The organism is Ruminococcus sp. XPD3002 (assembly GCA_900119535.1).
GTDB classification, from domain to species: Bacteria; Bacillota; Clostridia; order Oscillospirales; family Ruminococcaceae; genus Ruminococcus; species Ruminococcus flavefaciens_H.
In genome coordinates this window covers 194,095-212,429 of sequence record FPJT01000006.1, presented here as the reverse complement: position 1 = coordinate 212,429, position 18,335 = coordinate 194,095, and the positions used below count along the sequence as shown (strand labels likewise).

Here is an 18,335-nt window from a genome sequence, read left to right as displayed (position 1 = left end):
GCCTCAGCGGTACTGCTCACTGCTATGACAACGCTCGTATGGAGAGCTTCTTTGCCACGCTGAAAAAAGAAAAACTGTATCAGATACCTACATACCGAATGAAGCGTGAAGAAGTCAAAACCGTTATCTTCCGTTATATCTTCGGCTACTACAACACACAAAGGATCAACAGCTTCAACGAAGGCGGTCTCCCACCTGTGGCACTAAGAACTTCAACTGGGATGGCTCATCACGCCGCCTGACTCCTGCCTATCCAAGATTTTGGGTATTCTCTGACTGCACATTTCTTGACAATTCCATTGAGGTATCAAAGTGTGAAAGATCGACAGAGGTCAATGATTCAGCATTTATAAACATATTTGCCAGAGATGTAGCATTTGAAGTATCAAAGCTTGAAAGATCAAGTGTTTCAAGAGCATAACATCTGCCGAACATCGAGGAAAATAAAATTACGTTTGAGGTATCAAAACCTGTTACATCAAGTGAAGTCAATGATTCACATCCATAGAACATAGCAGACATAGATGTGACATTGGAGGTGTCAAAGCCGTCGATATTCAGATCGGTGAGTTTTTTACAGCTTTCAAACATCTGAGACATATTGGTTACACCGGAGGTATCGGCTTTTGAGAGGTCTATTGATTCGACTTCGGTAAAGTTCTGAAACATCTGGCGGCAGCTTTCAGGAAGAACTGTTCCCTGTGCAGCAACGACCTTTTTTACGGCGGTATTCTTTGCATATGCAGTTACGTCCGTAAGAACTACATTACCCGAAAGGGTAAGTGTACCGCTTGTTTCGTCGAATGTGACTGTTCCTGCCGAAGCTTCTGTACTTACGGCATCAGCGGCAGATACTGTAAACTGTGAAGAAGGTGTCAGCTGTCCCGTACTGAGTGAGAGCAGTAAGGAAACAGATGCGAGCATTGCATAGATCTTATTCATTATTCTTTCTCCTTTATCCTTTATACATGTGTGTCAGACATAAGACACGCTGCGACTATTATACCACATATTGGCAAAAAATGCAAGTATTGAGCGGTGTACGGCGAAATTGCAAACATTGACATATGCCGCCGCATATGATAAACTTCATATAGAAGATTACGTAGGAACAGAATTTGTTCACAAACTGTTTACAATTTTGTTTGAGACATTTTCTGTTCCGGTTCGTTAAACATAGTGAAGGGGGGAATAACGTGGCAGATAAACTAAAAGAACAATACGATAAAATACTAAGATTCTGCTTCTACAGGGTACATAATGCCGATATTGCTGAAGATCTGACACAAGAGACCTTCCTTCGATTCCTTGAAAGACCTAATTACCGCAGCAAAGGCATTGATCTCCGTCTACTGTACACCATAGCCGGCAATCTTTGTACAGACTATTTCCGCAGAAAACAAACGGCGGAGCTGACGGATGACATTCCCGACAGCAGAGATCAGGAAGAAGAGATACTCACAAACACCATGCTTGCATCTGCAATGAAAACCCTTCCTTCAGAGGATTGTGAGATCATTCTTTTAAGGTATGTAAATGAAGTTCCCGTGAAGGTGCTATGCAGTCTTTATGGTGTATCACGGGCAACAATGGCAAGACGCATAAGGAAGATCCTTGATTCGCTTAGAAAGAATATTGTCGGAGAGGAGGCAGACTATGGACCGCAACTTCAGAAAAGCTATCGCTGAAAGTTTTACAGAACCAAAAGCAAAACGAAAAGAAGAATTCTTCAGGAGCATTGAAGAACCCAAAAGACGTGTGATACCATTCTATGGTAAAGCAATTGCAGCAGCTGCATGCTGTGTTTTCGCAGTGGGTATAGGATATAATATCAGCAACAGTTCAAAAAACGATATAAGCGGAGAAAAATATACGGTTACAGATCCTACTCTGCCTGTTCCGACTGAAGCTGATACGATCATGACTTCAACAGATACTGCTTCGGCAGCAACTACTGCGTCACGCACAGAAAGAAGTAAAAACAAAAAGGATGAAAGTATAACGACTGCTGTTGTTTCAGCAGGTGCAGTAACGCAGGCGAAAAAAGCTCCGACAGTCACCGCAGGAACAGTATCGGCTCAGTACAAAAACGATATCACTGCTGATACACCTGCATACGCCGAAGAACCTGCTGTTACACAGATACCTTCCGAAAACTATCCAAATGAAACCGCAACTGTTACGACAACCAACGTTTCATTATCTTCCGATGAATACGAAAGGAGTTTTATTATGAAAAAACTGACCGCTTTTCTTGCAGCTATTTCGATAGGTGCAGTTTCAGTACCCGATGCACATGCCGTTTCCGAAGAATACTTCCACGGAATGAAGACATTCGGCTATAACGAAGAATACTCCAATACTTACGAATTCCATATCGAAGCACTCAACGCATTTGATGCACCTACATTCGACAAGGATATAAACGATGACGGCGTTTTCGATATTGTTGACTGCTATGCACTTTTCACTTACTATAACTACGAAGATATAATCATGAACAGTCAGTGCCATAGTGGTGCGATTAAGTTTAAAAAGGATCTTTCAGCAGTATATACTCCGCCTGTTGAAGGGTACGATGTTTCGGATCTGTTCATGGATTATTTCGTAAGAACAAATGATATGAAGAAAGAGTACCTTGATCCTTCATACTATATGGACAATATCGCTCCGCAGGTCTTTGATGTTGATAATATCCCCAAACATCTTACTATCGAACCTATCGCTTCACATTTTGCCCATTATCTGCTGACATATATAAACAGCGCTCCGAATAGTGCTTCATTACTTGAAGACATAACAGCTGACGAAAACATCGATCTCGACCTCGACGGCGACGGCTCTTTCACTATAGCAGATGCCTATATCTACCACATCTTCGATCAGTATGCCAGATACTACAAGTTCTACAATTTAGATTTTTACGGACTTAAGATCACAGACAGAGAGGATATCCCGTTTGATGAAAATCTCGGTCTTACTGAGGAACAGTTCAATAAGTGCAGAGAATTCTTCTTCAGGTACGGATGGAAGAATTACAGCTATTGTCCGTTCGGCGATAAGGGGCACAAGGATTCACAAATCATAACAACCAGTGTATTTATCGATATGAACGTTCTGCTGAACGGCTGCCTCAGTGATAATGCTTTACTTCCTGAATATACGGACGCTTCTTATTACGAGGGTATCATAAGCGGCGCTCCTTACAGCGAGGAATTTGTTGAGAAGCTCAATGCGTACAGCAAATGGTTCAGTATAGGTGAGCAGGAATATAATCCATGGTTATTCAATGACAAAGAGTTTGTGGCTGCATTCAATTACTACTGTAATGCAGTTGAAAATGGTAAAGCGTCCGAACCGGATATAAACAGTGACGGTATACTTGATGATCACGACTATAACGGTTATTTTTCCTTCTTCCCGTTCCTCGAACAAACTGAATATCCCGGAAGTGATAATACGATACTTACTCCAGACGAATGGAATAGGATCACTTCTGAATTCGATATGAACAATAACGGCATCTGCGGAGATATGTACGATTACTCTGTTTCTCTTGCTTATATCTTAATGAACAGCAATAAAGATATTGATAATGATACTATTGAGCAGCTCCTTGAAAGCGAGAATTATGAACAGAATACAGCTATTCTTGCGAATCTCGATATCGAGCGCTCAGGTGACTCTAACTGCGACGGCGAAACAGGTCTTGCCGATGCACTGCTTATCCTCCAGAACAATGCCAACTCAGGCAAGTATCAGCTCTCAAACACAGGTATTTTCAATGCAGATGTCTACAACACAGGAGACGGCGTAACTCCTATGGATGCACTGGAGATACAGAAGCGCGATGCTTACAGAAGCATTGACTGACAGTTTACATAACCGTAAATTCACATATAAAAGCCTTATCCCTTTTAACGGGGATAAGGCTTTATCTTTAGATGTTAAACGATCAATGACTATTTCCGGATAAATATTTTTCACTTGCGTGAAGAATATTTAACACAGCGGTTCTATTTTAGATATTATTTATATTTTTGTTGACTGTAAATGCAATATGTGGTATAATAAAACTATGAAACGTGAATTTGCGCTTCATCTTCAATTGCTGAAATGTCCGATGAAATTCGGACGAAAAAACTATCATAATAACAGGAGGGGTTAGTTATGAAAACAAAATTATTAAAGGCTGCATCGCTTATTGCAGCTGCTGCACTTGTTTCAGCAGTACCGCTTTCCGTATCAGGAAATGTGATCCCGTCAGCTTCGCTCAATGCATATGCTGAGACCTCGGGCAGTCTTACTTATGAAAAGTACGACGACCACGTTGAGATAACAGGAAGCGATTATACCGCAACATCAATAGAGATTCCTTCTTCAATAGATGGGCTTCCGGTCACAGCTATCGGAGCTTATGCTTTCAACGGCAGTTCGCTTACAAGTGTAACGATACCTGATTCAGTAAAGACTATCGGTATGTATGCGTTTGCTATAAGTACGGATCTTAAATCGGTTACGATTCCTGATAGCGTTGAATACATAGATTTTCAAGCATTCGAGACCTGTACATCACTTTCTGAGGTGAATCTGCCGGATAAGCTGATAGAAATGGGTTCAGGCGTATTTGAAGAGACTCCATGGCTCGAGGCACAGCGTCAGAAAAGCGACCTCGTAATAATCAGCGGAAACCTTATCGACGGTTACGGCGCAAAGGGTGATGTTGTTATACCTTCTGATGTAAAGTACGTTTCAGGCGGTGCATTCTCAAAAAATGAAAATATTACTTCTGTTGTATTACCTTCAGGTGTAAAGAAGATCGCTGACAGTACTTTCTTCAGCTGTTCTAATCTTAAGTCGGCAGATTTAAGATACTGTACAGAGATCGGCAGTATGGCTTTTGCATACTGCGATAAGCTCAGTGATCTCAAACTCTCGGGACAGCTTACTTCTATTGACGGATACGCATTCTCAGATATCTCAAGCCGTGCAGCTATAACTGTATACGGAAGCAAGGCTGATTGGGACAAGGTCGACAAGAACGATGAGGATGAGTTCCTTAAAAATGCCACATATACATTTGATGAGAGTTTTGTTCCTCCTGTTGAGGATGTAAAGGGCGACGTTAATTCCGACGGCGACTTCAATACTTCCGACCTTGTACTTCTCAGCAAGTGGCTCCTTACAGATCCTTCTGCAGAGCTTAAGAACTGGAAGGCAGGAGACTTCACTGAGGACGGCAAGCTTGATGTATACGATCTCGTATTGATGAGAAAAGGTCTTACATCATAAATAAATTACAGAACAGCCGCTTGATGCGGCTGTTTTTGTCATCCGGCGTAAAAAAACACAGCCCTCTTATAAGGAAGGCTGTGAATATGATTTACCAATTTTATCCTATGCTTCAAGGTATGAAATGATAGGATCGAGATACTTAGGATCGGAGATATCGTAGCTTTTTCCTACCATTTCCGCCATAAGCTTTTCTGCGGGATCATCGGTCTTTTTCTTTTTGAGAATTGCCGCAAATGCTTTCATAGCAAGGCGTGAGCCAAAGGACATCTTATCGTAGTCCAGTCCGCCCTGACAGTAAAACACTTTAGCGTACTTCTGCTGATCTGCGGTCAGGACTTTGTTGAGCATATCGTCAACGTGCGGACCGTCATTCGGACTTGCACCAACGCAGTAAATAGCGAGTTTCTTGCCTTTCCAGCCGTCTATCCTGCTTGTGAACCATGCGGACTTTACTATCTTTCCTGCATTAGCCCAGCCGCCGAAAACAATGGCATCATAGTCTGCAAAGAACTTGTCGTCCTTAGCTTCTGCGTCCTTTATATCCATAGTTTCGCCGCCTGTTTTTTCTGCGAGCCAGTCGGCGTATTTTTTCGTGAAGCCTGTCTGCGAGGCGTATACAATAAGCAGATTCATAGCGTTATATAGCTGCGAAAGCAGACTTCAGGTCATCGAGGATATCATTTACGTTCTCAAGACCTACTGAAAGACGGATAAGACCGCCGTTGATTCCTGCTGCAACGAGCTGTTCATCAGTGAGCTGACGGTGAGTTGCGCTTGCAGGGTGGAGTACGCATGTACGGATATCAGCAACATGAACTTCGTTTGAAGCGAGCTTCAGTGAATCCATGAACTTAACTGCTGTACTTCTTCCGCCCTTGATAACAAATGAAATAACGCCGCTTGTACCCTGTGGGAGATACTTCTCAGCCAGTGCATGGTACTTGCTGCTTGGAAGTCCGGGGTAATTTACTGACTCAACCTTGTCATTGCTTTCAAGGAACTGAGCAACAGTCATAGCGTTTTCACAGTACTGCTTCATACGTACAGCGAGAGTTTCAAGGCCGAGGTTGAGGTAGAAAGCGGACTGAGCTGAAGGATAGCAGCCGAAGTCACGCATGAGCTGCATTCTTGCCTTTACTATGTAAGCAGCCTTGCCGTAAGCCTTAGTGTAGATAGTACCGTGGTAGCTCTCATCAGGCTCTGTGAACTCAGGGAACTTGCCGTTAGTCCAGTCGAAGTTGCCTGAATCGATGATAACACCGCCGCCCTGAACTGCGTGACCGTCCATGTACTTTGTTGTAGAGTGAACGATGATATCAGCACCGAACTCGAAAGGACGGCAGAGGATCGGGGTAGGGAAGGTGTTGTCTATGATAAGCGGAACATTATTTTCGTGAGCTATCTTAGCGAACTTTTCAATATCGAAAACAGTAAGTGCAGGGTTTGCGAGAGTTTCGCCGAATACAGCCTTTGTGTTAGGCTTGAAAGCAGCTCTTATCTCATCCTCTGAAGCATCGGCGTCAACGAATATACACTCGATTCCGAGCTTCTTCATAGTGTAAGCGAAGAGGTTGATAGTACCGCCGTAGATAGTAGCAGCAGAGATAAAGCTGTCGCCTGCCTGTAAGATGTTAAGGAGCGAGAGAAGTGAAGCAGCCTGACCGCTTGAAGTACACATAGCGCCGATACCGCCTTCGAGGGCAGCTATCTTCTCTTCAACAGCCATAACTGTAGGGTTTTCAAATCTTGAGTAAATAAGGCTCTTGGTAGGATCATCGAAAACTGCAGCGATATCGTCGGTAGAGTCGTAAACATAAGTTGTACTCTGAACGATAGGCACTACTCTTGGTTCGGTGTTCTTTGGTGTGTAGCCTGCATGCAGGCATTTGGTTTCAATATTCATTGGTTTTTACCTCCTGTATATATCAACGCTTTACGGAATTCACTACATTCTGAAGTTTTGGTACACAGAATTCCATAACAGCGCAGTATTTATCGACTATAGTGATGATGTATGTCTCTTTGTATTTCGGCTTTGGACGAGTTACAGGCCACATATGCTTTTCGATCATGTCCTTTTCAACGGGATTGATATCGGTTATCAGCATAGCGTTCTCGAGAGCGATCTGAGAGTGCATGCTGCTGTGTGAAGGCTGCTTTTTCTCTCTTGTGGAGTTATACTCCTTCCTGTTATAGTAGAACAGGTCATGGAGAAGTCCTGCTCTTGCGGCAGAACGGGCGTCGAGCCTTAACTTTCTGCATATGATATAGCTGTAATAAGAAACGTTCACGCAGTGCTGGAAGCGCGTTGTGGAAATATGGTGAGTTATATCCTTAAGCCTGTCCAGTTCTCTGCAGCCGATGATGTCATCAACGCAGCTGTAATAGCTGGTCGATCTCAGCTCTTTACGGGAGCATATAGCTTTAAGCATTTCACAGCCCCTTTACGTTATTTATTCGGGAAGAAACCCGTCAGATATATTATACACTAAATCGCTGAATAAATCAATAGTATGTGTTTAATATCACATAAATTTTTTTAATTGAAGCTATGTGATGATTCTGTGAAAAACTTATGACGGGAGAATGACTTCTTTTATAACAAATGGTGACATTTTGTTTGTATGCTTGACAAAAGTGGTCTATGAGTGTATAATAAAAGAAGCATATACACCGCAGAAATATGTGATATGCGGAAGGCACTGTCGTATATCGCTGATCAACGATAATGAAAGGAAATCAGATATGAAAAACAAAACTAAAAGAATAATTGCAGCCACAGCTCTTCTCTGTGTGGCTATGACAAGTATAGCAGGATGTTCAGCAGGAACAAAAACTTCAAGCTCATCTTCATCAGAGATTACTTCAACAGGTCCTACCGAGGCTCCTATCCTTCAGGTACCTTTCGAGTTCGGTGCAGCTGACGAGAATGTTCTCGCACAGGCAGCTGCTGATCCGGATGTAGATGTCGAAGCAGCAGATCCTACAAAGCCTGCTGAGGGCGCTACAGACGCAAAGGAAGATACTACTAAAATTCAGGAAGTTACCGATGCAAAGGGCGAGCCTGTAACACAGGTCGTAGAAGCTACAAATGCAAAAGGTGAAAAGGCTACAGATGCAGCAGGACAGCCTGCAACAGAGGTCGTAAGGGTAACACAGGTAGTTTCGGGCGGTTCATCATCTAAACCTGATACAAAGCCTGAGAGTACATATACCGCAAAAAGAGACGGAAGATACGCAATGTGGCTCGATATCTCAAAGGACGAGGACTTCTTCTTCAACGGAGATTTCATCGAGGTCACATTCAAGGTCAAGGACGATGCTCCCGACGGAGATTATCCAATCTCTTTAACTACAGACCTTTCAAATATCAAGGCAGTATCTCTGAAACCTGATGCACTTGTTGACGGTGTTATCAGAGTTAATAACGGTTCTATCGAAGCAGCAGATGTTTCAGATCAGTCAGGACTGGTGTTCTACGGCGACAAGACTGCAGCTAAGCAGGGCGATGAGATAACATATCACATCAATATAGCCAATAACCCGGGACTTGCAGCATTCTGCGTATGGTTCTACTATGACGGAAATGCTCTTGAAGTTGTAGACTGTGCTCCATCAGGTGAGTTTGAAAAGATCGCAAGCGACGCTGAATTCGGTGGCGAAGGCGCTGTAAAGTAAACAAGTATTGCTACGATCCGCTGACGGGAAACTGTTGGCGGATCTTTTTGTTTTATTATCTGTGCAAAATTAATTTGATATTCCTGTTGACTTTGAAACATAAATTTGCTATAATATGTTCAAAAGCAGTTAATTACGATTTCGGAAAGGAGAATCGGCTATGAGCTTACAGAGCGGCACAAACGGAATGAAAAGAGGCAGAAAGAAAAAAGAGATAGCTTCGGATGAACGTTTTAATTCGGTTTTTGCTTACAGACTTAGAGAGTTGTTCAAGTCAGGAAGTACCAGTCAGGAAAAGACTGCTGCGGCTCTTAATATAACCCGTCAGACATTCGGAAACTGGCTCAACGGACGATTCCAGCCTGATATGGACGCAGTTTTAAGACTTGCGGACTATTATGACGTATCTGTGGACTATCTTCTGGGCCGCACTAAGGTAAGACCGCTTGACAATAAAATGATAGCGGCATGCAGTGAGACCGACCTTACAGAGGATGCCGTAAGAACTCTTTCAGCTATGGAGGACGATCAGGCGGCAGATGTGCTTTCCGATATGATAACCGATCCTGAATTCGGGCGTCTTATGGAGCTGATACGTACTAAGATCAATGATGATGACAGAGTTATAGAGTACGGCGAAGGTGACGAAGCGGTCACAGCAAGGCAGAGTGATATCATTGATTTCAATATCGGCAAGGTGATAGGTTCGATGTGCGACAGGATAAGAGAAAACCGACAGAATGAGACTGTCCGTGAAATTATCCCTGATGAAGCGCCTGCTATAGAGAAAACCGTATCCCGTGAGCTTACTCAGGAGGAGTATGAGGATATGCTTGACGACCTGAACAACGGACTCTATAACTATAATCCATACGCTTACGACCAAAACTGACATAAATCGACATATTCGGACAAAATCATGCCTTGACTGAGTAATATACTTATGATATGATTAATATATCGGACATAGTCCGAAATAAACCACTTTTTTCCTACAACGAAGCAGTCTTCTATTTTTGAAGGCTGCTTCTGTTATCTTATCCTGAATAAAATGCTGAAGAATAGATACATACAAAAATAAGGGACACCTTTCCGCAAGGCGTCCCCGTGTGCTATTTCTGAATATTTATCAAAGCATTGAAGCTCTGAGCTCTTCACCTGAAAGCTTTGAAAGGTATGCAGGAGCAATATCAAATGCTGTCTTGCAGCCTGTAGCGCCCTCTTCCTTAAGTCTTGCAAGTGCTCTTGCAAAGCAGATAAGAACGCTTGCTGTGAACTCAGGGTTAGACTCAAGCTTGAGTGAGTATTCTATCATCTGATGAGTCTTTTCGCCGTCACCTGTAAGACCGCTTCTCATTACGAAACCGCCGTGAGGCATCTTGTTATGCTTAGCATCGAACTCCTCTTCTGTGATGAAGTTTACAGTTGTATCGTACTCATCGAAGTAGTTCTTCATTGTCTTGATGTCATTCTCGATCTTAGCGAGGTCAGCACCTTCCTCCGGAACTACCCAGCACTCACGGAGGTGCTTCTGACGTGTAGTAAGCTCAGGCTGGCTGCCGCTTCTTACAGCGTCCATAGCTGCCTCTATCGGAACAGTGTACTGGATGCCTCTCTTAACGCCCTTAACGCGGCGAATAGCATCTGAGTGTCCCTGGCTTACGCCCTTGCCCCAGAATGTATAGCTCTTGCCGTTTGGAAGGATGGACTCTGCATAAAGTCTGTTAAGTGAGAAGAGACCTGGATCCCATCCCAGTGAGATGAATGCGAGATGACCGCTTTCTTTTGCAGCCTTGTCAACATTTGCGAAGTGCTCGGGGATACGAGCGTGTGTATCGAAGCTGTCTATAACATTGAAGTACTTAGCCAGTTCGGGAGTCTGCTTAGGAAGGTCTGTAGCGCTTCCTCCGCATATTATCATTACGTCGATATCATTCTGCTTGTCCTGTACCTGATCCATGCTGAACACAGGAGCACCTGCTGTAAGAGGCTTAAGTGTTGAAGGATCGCGGCGGGTAAAGATTCCTGCCAGTTCCATGTCGTCGTTCTGTCTTATCGCAAGCTCTACACCTTTGCCAAGATTACCATATCCTGCGATTCCGATTCTGATTTTTCTCATAGGGAAAAACTCCTTTGTAAATATATTTACTTCGCTGTCGCCATTGACAGTAAAGCATTGAACGTTAGAAAAAATGGATCATTCACCAAGAAGCATCTGCATGTCGTAAAGACCTGCAGGCTGATCCTTCAGATATACAGCAGCTTTTACCGAACCTTCGGCAAATACCATTTTTGAAGCAGCGCTGTGGGAGAGAGTTATGACTTCGTCATTGCCTGCGAAAATGATATCGTGTTCACCAACGATAGTACCTCCGCGGATAGCATGCATACCTATCTCGGACTTCTCACGCTTCTGACGGCGTGAATGTCTGTCGTAAACATAGTGCTTTGAGTTGTCGAGAGTTTCATTGATAGCCTCTGCAAGCATGATAGCTGTACCGCTTGGAGCGTCTATCTTCTGGTTGTGGTGCTTTTCAACTATCTCTATATCGAATCTGTCACCAAGAATTGAAGCAGCCTTCTTTGCGAGATTCACAAGGAGGTTGATACCAAGGGACATATTGAATGTAAAGAATATCGGGATCTGCTCGGAAGCTTTCTTTATCTGGGCTCTCTGTTCGTCGCTGTAGCCTGTAGAGCCGATAACGAGGGGAGTGCCAGTAGAAAGGCAGTAATCAAGCAGAGAATCCAGTGAAGCAGGGTTAGAGAAATCGATGATGACATCGGGCTTTACGGGAAGCTTGTCCACTGAATCAACGATAGGGAAGTCTGCATACTGCTCGGTATAAACGTCGATACCTGCAACGGTAGTGCAGTCCTCACGCTCCTTGATGCATGCGTAGATATTCTTGCCCATTTTGCCGTTTGCACCGCATATTGCTATATTAGTCATATTATCACATCCTTAGTTATATGCTCCCTGTTTTTGGGCAGGGAGCAGTTATTATCACTTTATAAGACCGTGCTTTTCGAGACAAGCTCTGAGAGCAGCCTTGTGCTCGTCAGTCATCTCGCAGAGAGGCATACGGCATGGACCAGCAGCGAAGCCGATCATGTTCATAGCTTCCTTTACAGGAATAGGATTGACCTCGATGAAGAGATCGTTGATAAGGTCAAGGTACTCGATCTGGAGCTTGGTAGCCTCTGCAAAATTATTGTCGAGGCAGTACTGAGCCATCATGTGAGTTTCCTTTGGGATAACGTGTGAAAGAACTGAAATAACGCCCTTTCCGCCGAGTGACATAATAGGCACGATCATATCATCGTTGCCGCTGTAAACGTCAATGTTGTCGCCGCATGCAGCGATGAGCTTTGCAGCGTAGCTTATATTTCCGCTTGCTTCCTTGATAGCAGCGATATTCTTATGCTTAGCAAGTTCCTTTACAGTTGAAACTTCCATGTTAACGCCTGTTCTGCCGGGAATGTTATAGAGGATTATCGGGATATTGACAGCATCAGCGATAGCAGTGAAGTGCATGATAAGGCCCTTCTGAGTTGTCTTGTTGTAGTAAGGAGTAACGAGGAGAAGTGCGTCTGCACCGAGAGACTCAGCTTCCTTTGAAAGCTCGATAGCGTACTTTGTATCGTTGCTTCCTGTACCTGCGATAACAGGAACTCTACCTGCGGTCTTTTCAACAGCATACTTGATGCAGTCGCGGTGCTCCTCATCGGTCATAGTTGAAGCTTCGCCTGTAGTACCGCATATAACTATAGCATCGGTGCCGTTTTCTATCTGATCGTCGATGAGTTCGCCGAGCTTATCATAATTAATGGAACCGTCAGCGTTCATAGGAGTTATGATAGCTATAGCAGCACCTGTAAAAATAGTATTCTTCATACACTCAATCCTTTCGTTTAATTAATAATGCATTAATCAAAGTAGCCCTTTGCTGCAAGGAGTTCAGCAAGGAGAACGCCGCCGCCTGCTGCACCTCTGAGAGTGTTGTGTGAAAGGCATACGAACTTGTAATCGTACTGTGTATCCTCTCTGAGCCGGCCTGTTGAAACAGCCATACCGCCTTCGATATTTCTGTCCAGCTTAGCCTGCGGACGGTCATTTTCCTCAAAGTAGTGGATGAACTGCTTAGGAGCGCTTGGAAGCTCGAGTTCCTGAGGAACGCCCTTGAAATTCTTCCAGAGGTCAAGTATTTCTTCCTTGGAAGGCTTATTCTCGAATGTTACGAAAACAGCAGCTGTATGTCCGTCTGAAACGGGAACACGGAGACACTGTGTTGTGATGTTAGGAGTTGTTGCCTTTACGATCTCGTTGCCCTTGATCTCGCCCCAGACCTTCAGAGGCTCCTGCTCGGATTTCTCCTCCTCGCCGCCGATGTATGGGATGAGGTTATCGACCATTTCAGGCCATGTCTCGAAGTTCTTTCCTGCGCCTGAGATAGCCTGGTAAGTACAAGCGAGAACGTTCTTGAGTCCGAACTTTCTCAGTGGGTGAAGTGCAGGAACATAGCTCTGGATGGAGCAGTTTGACTTGACAGCGATGAAGCCTCTCTTTGTACCGAGACGCTCTCTCTGTGCCTTGATTATTTCAATGTGCTCAGGGTTTATTTCCGGAACGACCATAGGAACATCAGGTGTGAATCTGTGAGCTGAGTTGTTTGAAACGATAGGACACTCTGCCTTAGCGTAAGCCTCTTCAAGAGCCTTTATCTCGTCCTTCTTCATGTCAACTGCACAGAAGCAGAAGTCGACCATAGAAGCTATCTTCTCGATATCTCCTGTAGCGTCCATAAGGACCATATCCTTCATAGCTGCGGGCATTGGTACAGCCATCTTCCAGCGGCTGCCTGCTGCCTGCTCATATGTCTGACCTGCGCTTCTTGGTGAAGCTGCAAGAACCTTTACATTGAACCATGGGTGGTTTTCAAGAAGTGTAGCAAAGCGCTGTCCGACCATACCCGTAGCGCCTATGATACCTACATTATACTGTTTCATAAATTATCTCCTCCAAAAAAATTTTCACAAAAAATAAGAAAACCGGTTGCAAACCGGCTCATCATGAGTTATAATAGAAATGTTGACATCGTAATTATGCCGATAGCACTCCATCATAACATGATGACAGTCAAATACCTGTTCGATAAGTGACCAGAACAGGGTATGCCGCATCCTGTCCTTCGGCAGTTTCACCTTTCCTGCGGCTTCATGGGACTGGCGATCCGAAACCGAAGTACTCATCTTAACTGCACCTCTACCTTGTTTATAATAATAACACTTTATTTCGGCTATGTCAATACGTTTCTGAATTTTTTTACAAACAAAAATAATTTCGGTGGTTTATCCAAATATTTTTGGCACATCGGGAAGCAAAATCGGTCACTTGGACTTTATTCCCGATCTGCTGTCACACTTTGCCGATTTTACACGATTATTATTAAGGAGATTTTAATGGAACTGCTTAAATCCGATTTTTATTACGATCTGCCCGAGGAGCTCATTGCACAGACTCCTATCGAGCCGAGAAACGCTTCAAGGATGATGTGCGTGGACCGCAGAACGGGTGAAGTTGAACACGATCACTTCTATAATCTATGCAAGCACCTTAAAAAAGGTGACCTGCTTGTAATGAACGATTCCCGAGTTATACCTGCAAGGCTCTACGGCGAAAAGACCGATAACGGTACATTCATCGAATTCCTGCTTCTGGAGCAGAAAGGCGATAAGCTGTGGGAGATAATATGCCGTCCCGGAAAGAAGGCAAAGGTAGGTACACATTTCACCTTTGGCGGCGGACGTCTTACAGCAGAGGTCATTGAGGTCAAGGATGACGGAAACCGCATAGTGCAGTTCACCTGCGAGGGCAATTTCTTCACTGCTCTTGAAGACGTGGGACAGATGCCCCTTCCGCCTTACATAAAGGAAAAGCTCGAAAACAAAGAGCGCTATCAGACAGTATATTCAAATGAGCTTGGTTCGGCAGCTGCACCTACGGCAGGACTTCACTTCACTGAGGAAATGCTGGATGAGCTGAGAGCGCAGGGCATAAAGACTGCATTCGTTACTCTTCACGTAGGTCTGGGCACCTTCCGTCCCGTAAAGGAGGAGAATGTTCTCGACCATAAGATGCACAGTGAGCATTACTACCTTCCGAAGGAGACTGCTGACCTTATCAATCAGACAAAGGCAGAGGGCGGAAGAGTAATTGCGGTAGGCACCACAACATGCCGTACACTTGAAAGTGTGGCTTCATTCTACGGCGATATTTCCGAACACGAGGGTTATACGGATATCTTTATTTATCCCGGTTACGAGTTCAAGTGCATAGACGGTCTCATTACGAATTTCCACCTTCCCGAAAGTACGCTTATAATGCTTGTTTCAGCATTTATGGGATATGACAATACAATGAATGCATATAAGACCGCCGTTGAAGAAAAATACCGTTTTTTCAGTTTCGGTGATTCTATGTGTATTCTGTAAATATAATAAGAAATCAGGTTAACAAATGGTATTATCAGACTTTTTCAAGAGCTACGTCGATACGGAAGATACTCCCGTAGTTATGTGCAGTATGGATTACAAGATCGTTTATATGAATCCATGTGCAGTTGAGAGATATGAACAGTACGGCGGAAAAGACATAATAGGAAAAACACTGCTGCTTTTTACAGGAGAGGAAGCTAAAAGCAAGGTCGATGCAGTAATAGAATGGTTCAGGGAATCGCCTGAAAACAATGTTGTCTTTGCAATGCGTGATGCTGAAAAAGAAACAGATATCTACATGATAGCTCTCAGGGACGAAAAAAAAGATCTTGTAGGTTTTTGCAGCAAACACCGCAGACGCACAAATGATATCAACCCATTATATGAGATCAGTTGAGGAGGATGATAGTAATATGGACAAAATGATGTTTCTGAAAAGTGCATTTGAGACTCATGAATCACCGATAGTTATCGGCGATACAGATTATACGGTTCTCTTCATGAACGAGGCTGCCGGAAAATATTACAGCAAATTCGGCGGTAAAAGCATCGAGGGAAGATCCCTGAGACCTTTTATCACAGACGAGTGGTTCTCACAGCTTGACATGTGCATGGAATGGTTCAAGGAATCGGTTGATAACAACACTGTTTTTTCTTCACATAAGGAAGAGGAGAACCATGATGTATACGTCTGCGCTGTGCGTGACGATGAAAAGAACCTCATCGGCTTCTGTGTGCGCCATAACTGCCGTACTCCCGAAAGCGGCAAACCATACGATATAGACTGATATTAAGGAGAAATAATGTATACCTTACTTAAAACCAATAATAAGGCAAGACGCGGTCAGTTTGAAACTGTCCACGGCACATTCCAGACACCATGTTTCATGAATGTGGGTACTTCTGCCGCTATCAAGGGCGGTATATCTTCAGTGGACCTGAGAGGACTGAAAACCCAGGTCGAACTCTGCAATACTTACCACCTCCACCTGCGTCCGGGCGACCATATCGTCAAGGCAATTGGCGGACTTCACAAGTTCATGAACTGGGATAAGCCTATACTTACCGACAGCGGCGGATTTCAGGTGTTCTCGCTTTCAAAGCTCAGGAAAATAAAGGAAGAGGGAGTTTACTTCGCTTCCCATATCGACGGAAAACGAATATTTATGGGACCTGAGGAAAGTATGCAGATACAGTCCAATCTTGGTTCGACTATCGCTATGGCGTTCGATGAGTGCGTGGAGAATCCTTCTCCTCATGACTACGTTGAAGCTTCGGTTGCACGTACAACACGCTGGCTTTACAGGTGCAGGACTGAAATGGAACGCCTTAACAGTCTTCACGATACGATAAACAAGAAGCAGATGCTTTTCGGTATCAATCAGGGCTCCACCTATGAGGACATCCGAATAAAGCACATGCTTGAAATTGCAAAACTCGATCTGGACGGCTACGCTATCGGCGGACTTGCAGTTGGTGAATCCACTGATGAGATGTACAGGATAATTGACGCTGTTGAGTCGTATATGCCTGTAAACAAGCCTCGTTATCTTATGGGAGTAGGAACTCCTTCAAATATAATCGAAGCCGTTGCGAGGGGCGTTGATATGTTCGACTGCGTTATGCCGAGCCGTAATGCACGTCACGCTACTGTTTTTACATGGAGCGGTATAATGCATCTCTGCAACAAGTGCTACGAGACCGATCCCCGTCCCGTGGATGAAGAGTGCGACTGTCCCACATGCCGCAATTTCAGCCGTGCGTATATACGTCATCTGTTCAAGTCCAACGAACAGCTTGCAGGACGTCTTGCGGTACAGCATAACCTCTACTTCTACAACACTCTGACTGAAAAGATACGTCAGGCTATAGATGAGGACCGCTTTGATGACTTCCGCGGCAAGTATTCCGAACTGCTTGCAAAACGCATCTGACATTTGAAAGGAGAACGACAATGATAACAGCTATATTTGATCTTGACGGTACTCTTGCGGATTCTCTTTATGACCTTGCAAATGCGGTCAATTACGGACTTGATAAGCTGGGATTTCCTTCCCACCCTTATGACAGCTACAGATATTTTGTTGGTAACGGTGCCGCAAAGCTCTGCTACCGTGCCCTCCCAATGAACGAAAAGGACAGCGCAGAACGTCTCCTTGAACTGTTCACAGAGTATTACAGCGAGCATTATCTGGACGAAACAAGGCTTTACCCGGGCATACCTGATGTTCTTGCGGAGCTGGCTTCACATGATGTGACTCTTGCAGTTGCCACGAATAAGCCACAGCAGGTAGCGCAGAAGATAGTGAGAACACTTCTTCCTGATACGGACTTTTTCAAGGTTCTCGGAGGCTGTGATAGCCGTCCCAAGAAGCCTGATATCACTATTATCAGCGAGATAGTAAATGAACTTCCCTCAGATAACGAGGTCTGGATGATAGGTGACAGCAATGTCGATATCACTACAGCACAGAACGCAGGCATAGCTTCTATTGGCTGTGCATGGGGATTCCGCGGCAGACGCGAGCTGGAGGACTGCGGTGCGGACTTTATCGCAGAATCCGCCGAGGATATTTCACGTATTATACTGCGATAGCCGTTCGGACGATACTCGAATGGCAAGTTATATATGTATTTATCGGGGGAAACCTTTCTGAGGAAAGGTTCTCCCCCGAACCCCTTTCCAAAGACTTTTTGCCCCAAATTTTAAGCCTTGTATGGCACTTACTCATAGTATTACTAAAACAGTAGTTTTACAAGAGTGCCATACAAGGCTTAAAATTTAAAGTAAAGGCTTCAAAAAGAATTGAGAGAAGCACTTCTTCAAAAAGACTTCTCTCAATAATACATATATAGCTTGTTAT

Annotated in this window: 19 protein-coding genes and 1 riboswitch; of the genes, 11 read left to right on the top strand and 8 right to left on the bottom strand. The window is 44.1% G+C overall.

All coding sequences use genetic code 11. From position 1 onward, the window contains the following. The coding region (locus tag BT127_RS07525; RefSeq protein ID WP_318257200.1) for an IS3 family transposase at window positions 1-242 on the top strand (242 nt) is incomplete at its 5' end. Window positions 243-249: 7 nt separating this feature from the next. Here the strand turns inward: BT127_RS07525 and BT127_RS07520 are convergent. Continuing rightward, window positions 250-942, bottom strand: coding sequence for a BspA family leucine-rich repeat surface protein (locus BT127_RS07520; RefSeq protein WP_075424408.1), 693 nt, complete (start codon window positions 940-942; stop codon window positions 250-252). Between the two features lie 254 nt (window positions 943-1,196). Here BT127_RS07520 and BT127_RS07515 point away from each other — a divergent pair, with 254 nt between their 5' ends. The 3 genes from BT127_RS07515 to BT127_RS07505 all read left to right on the top strand — a co-directional run bounded on the left by BT127_RS07515 (window position 1,197) and on the right by BT127_RS07505 (window position 5,292). Continuing rightward, complete coding sequence (locus BT127_RS07515; RefSeq protein WP_075424407.1) at window positions 1,197-1,688, top strand: RNA polymerase sigma factor; 492 nt, start codon at window positions 1,197-1,199, stop codon at window positions 1,686-1,688. Further along, window positions 1,657-3,873: a hypothetical protein gene (locus BT127_RS07510; RefSeq protein ID WP_075424406.1), complete on the top strand. Its 2,217-nt coding sequence runs from the start codon at window positions 1,657-1,659 to the stop codon at window positions 3,871-3,873. Before BT127_RS07515 ends, BT127_RS07510 begins: the two co-directional genes overlap by 32 nt. 297 nt (window positions 3,874-4,170) lie before the next feature. After that, complete coding sequence (locus BT127_RS07505) at window positions 4,171-5,292, top strand: leucine-rich repeat protein (protein ID WP_075424405.1); 1,122 nt, start codon at window positions 4,171-4,173, stop codon at window positions 5,290-5,292. A 105-nt stretch (window positions 5,293-5,397) separates the two neighbouring features. On the opposite strand, the gene BT127_RS07500 is transcribed toward BT127_RS07505, so the two are convergent. From BT127_RS07500 to BT127_RS07490, 3 genes are read right to left on the bottom strand one after another with little or no spacing between them, the layout of a single operon-like run. Beyond that, entirely contained in the window at window positions 5,398-5,928 is a 531-nt protein-coding gene (locus tag BT127_RS07500; protein ID WP_075424404.1) for a flavodoxin domain-containing protein, read from the bottom strand. A gap of 4 nt (window positions 5,929-5,932) precedes the next feature. Next, window positions 5,933-7,198, bottom strand: a complete 1,266-nt coding sequence (locus tag BT127_RS07495; protein WP_075424403.1) for an O-acetylhomoserine aminocarboxypropyltransferase/cysteine synthase family protein — start codon at window positions 7,196-7,198, stop codon at window positions 5,933-5,935. Window positions 7,199-7,220: 22 nt separating this feature from the next. Continuing rightward, entirely contained in the window at window positions 7,221-7,727 is a 507-nt protein-coding gene (locus tag BT127_RS07490; protein ID WP_075424402.1) for an HD domain-containing protein, read from the bottom strand. A gap of 313 nt (window positions 7,728-8,040) precedes the next feature. Here BT127_RS07490 and BT127_RS07485 point away from each other — a divergent pair, with 313 nt between their 5' ends. Then, window positions 8,041-8,973, top strand: coding sequence for a cohesin domain-containing protein (locus BT127_RS07485; RefSeq protein WP_075424401.1), 933 nt, complete (start codon window positions 8,041-8,043; stop codon window positions 8,971-8,973). A gap of 160 nt (window positions 8,974-9,133) precedes the next feature. Further along, window positions 9,134-9,865 (top strand): helix-turn-helix domain-containing protein, encoded by a 732-nt coding sequence (locus BT127_RS07480; protein WP_075424400.1) that lies wholly within the window; start codon window positions 9,134-9,136, stop codon window positions 9,863-9,865. Window positions 9,866-10,102: 237 nt separating this feature from the next. On the opposite strand, the gene BT127_RS07475 is transcribed toward BT127_RS07480, so the two are convergent. From BT127_RS07475 to asd, 4 genes are all read right to left on the bottom strand, one after another. Further along, window positions 10,103-11,092 carry a diaminopimelate dehydrogenase gene (locus BT127_RS07475; protein WP_075424399.1) on the bottom strand — a complete coding sequence of 330 codons (990 nt, stop codon included), beginning with the start codon at window positions 11,090-11,092 and terminating at the stop codon, window positions 10,103-10,105. A 78-nt stretch (window positions 11,093-11,170) separates the two neighbouring features. Next, window positions 11,171-11,926 carry a 4-hydroxy-tetrahydrodipicolinate reductase gene (dapB, locus tag BT127_RS07470; RefSeq protein ID WP_075424398.1) on the bottom strand — a complete coding sequence of 252 codons (756 nt, stop codon included), beginning with the start codon at window positions 11,924-11,926 and terminating at the stop codon, window positions 11,171-11,173. Between the two features lie 54 nt (window positions 11,927-11,980). Beyond that, window positions 11,981-12,871 carry a 4-hydroxy-tetrahydrodipicolinate synthase gene (gene dapA, locus BT127_RS07465; protein WP_075424397.1) on the bottom strand — a complete coding sequence of 297 codons (891 nt, stop codon included), beginning with the start codon at window positions 12,869-12,871 and terminating at the stop codon, window positions 11,981-11,983. A gap of 32 nt (window positions 12,872-12,903) precedes the next feature. Continuing rightward, on the bottom strand, window positions 12,904-13,983 hold the full coding sequence (gene asd, locus BT127_RS07460) for an aspartate-semialdehyde dehydrogenase (protein WP_075424396.1): 1,080 nt from the start codon (window positions 13,981-13,983) through the stop codon (window positions 12,904-12,906). A 95-nt stretch (window positions 13,984-14,078) separates the two neighbouring features. Continuing rightward, a riboswitch (Lysine riboswitch) is annotated at window positions 14,079-14,250 on the bottom strand. A 186-nt stretch (window positions 14,251-14,436) separates the two neighbouring features. Between asd and queA the strand changes: the two genes are divergently transcribed. From queA to BT127_RS07435, 5 genes are read left to right on the top strand one after another with little or no spacing between them, the layout of a single operon-like run. Further along, entirely contained in the window at window positions 14,437-15,468 is a 1,032-nt protein-coding gene (gene queA, locus BT127_RS07455) for a tRNA preQ1(34) S-adenosylmethionine ribosyltransferase-isomerase QueA (RefSeq protein ID WP_075424395.1), read from the top strand. Between the two features lie 25 nt (window positions 15,469-15,493). Beyond that, window positions 15,494-15,868 (top strand): PAS domain-containing protein, encoded by a 375-nt coding sequence (locus BT127_RS07450; RefSeq protein ID WP_075424394.1) that lies wholly within the window; start codon window positions 15,494-15,496, stop codon window positions 15,866-15,868. A gap of 16 nt (window positions 15,869-15,884) precedes the next feature. Then, the gene (locus tag BT127_RS07445) at window positions 15,885-16,259 is read left to right on the top strand and encodes a PAS domain-containing protein (RefSeq protein WP_075424393.1); all 375 of its coding nucleotides are present in this window, start codon (window positions 15,885-15,887) and stop codon (window positions 16,257-16,259) included. 15 nt (window positions 16,260-16,274) lie between these two features. Then, on the top strand, window positions 16,275-17,405 hold the full coding sequence (gene tgt, locus BT127_RS07440) for a tRNA guanosine(34) transglycosylase Tgt (RefSeq protein WP_075424392.1): 1,131 nt from the start codon (window positions 16,275-16,277) through the stop codon (window positions 17,403-17,405). 20 nt (window positions 17,406-17,425) lie between these two features. Next, window positions 17,426-18,067, top strand: coding sequence for an HAD family hydrolase (locus BT127_RS07435; protein ID WP_075424391.1), 642 nt, complete (start codon window positions 17,426-17,428; stop codon window positions 18,065-18,067). Window positions 18,068-18,335 lie beyond the last annotated feature (268 nt).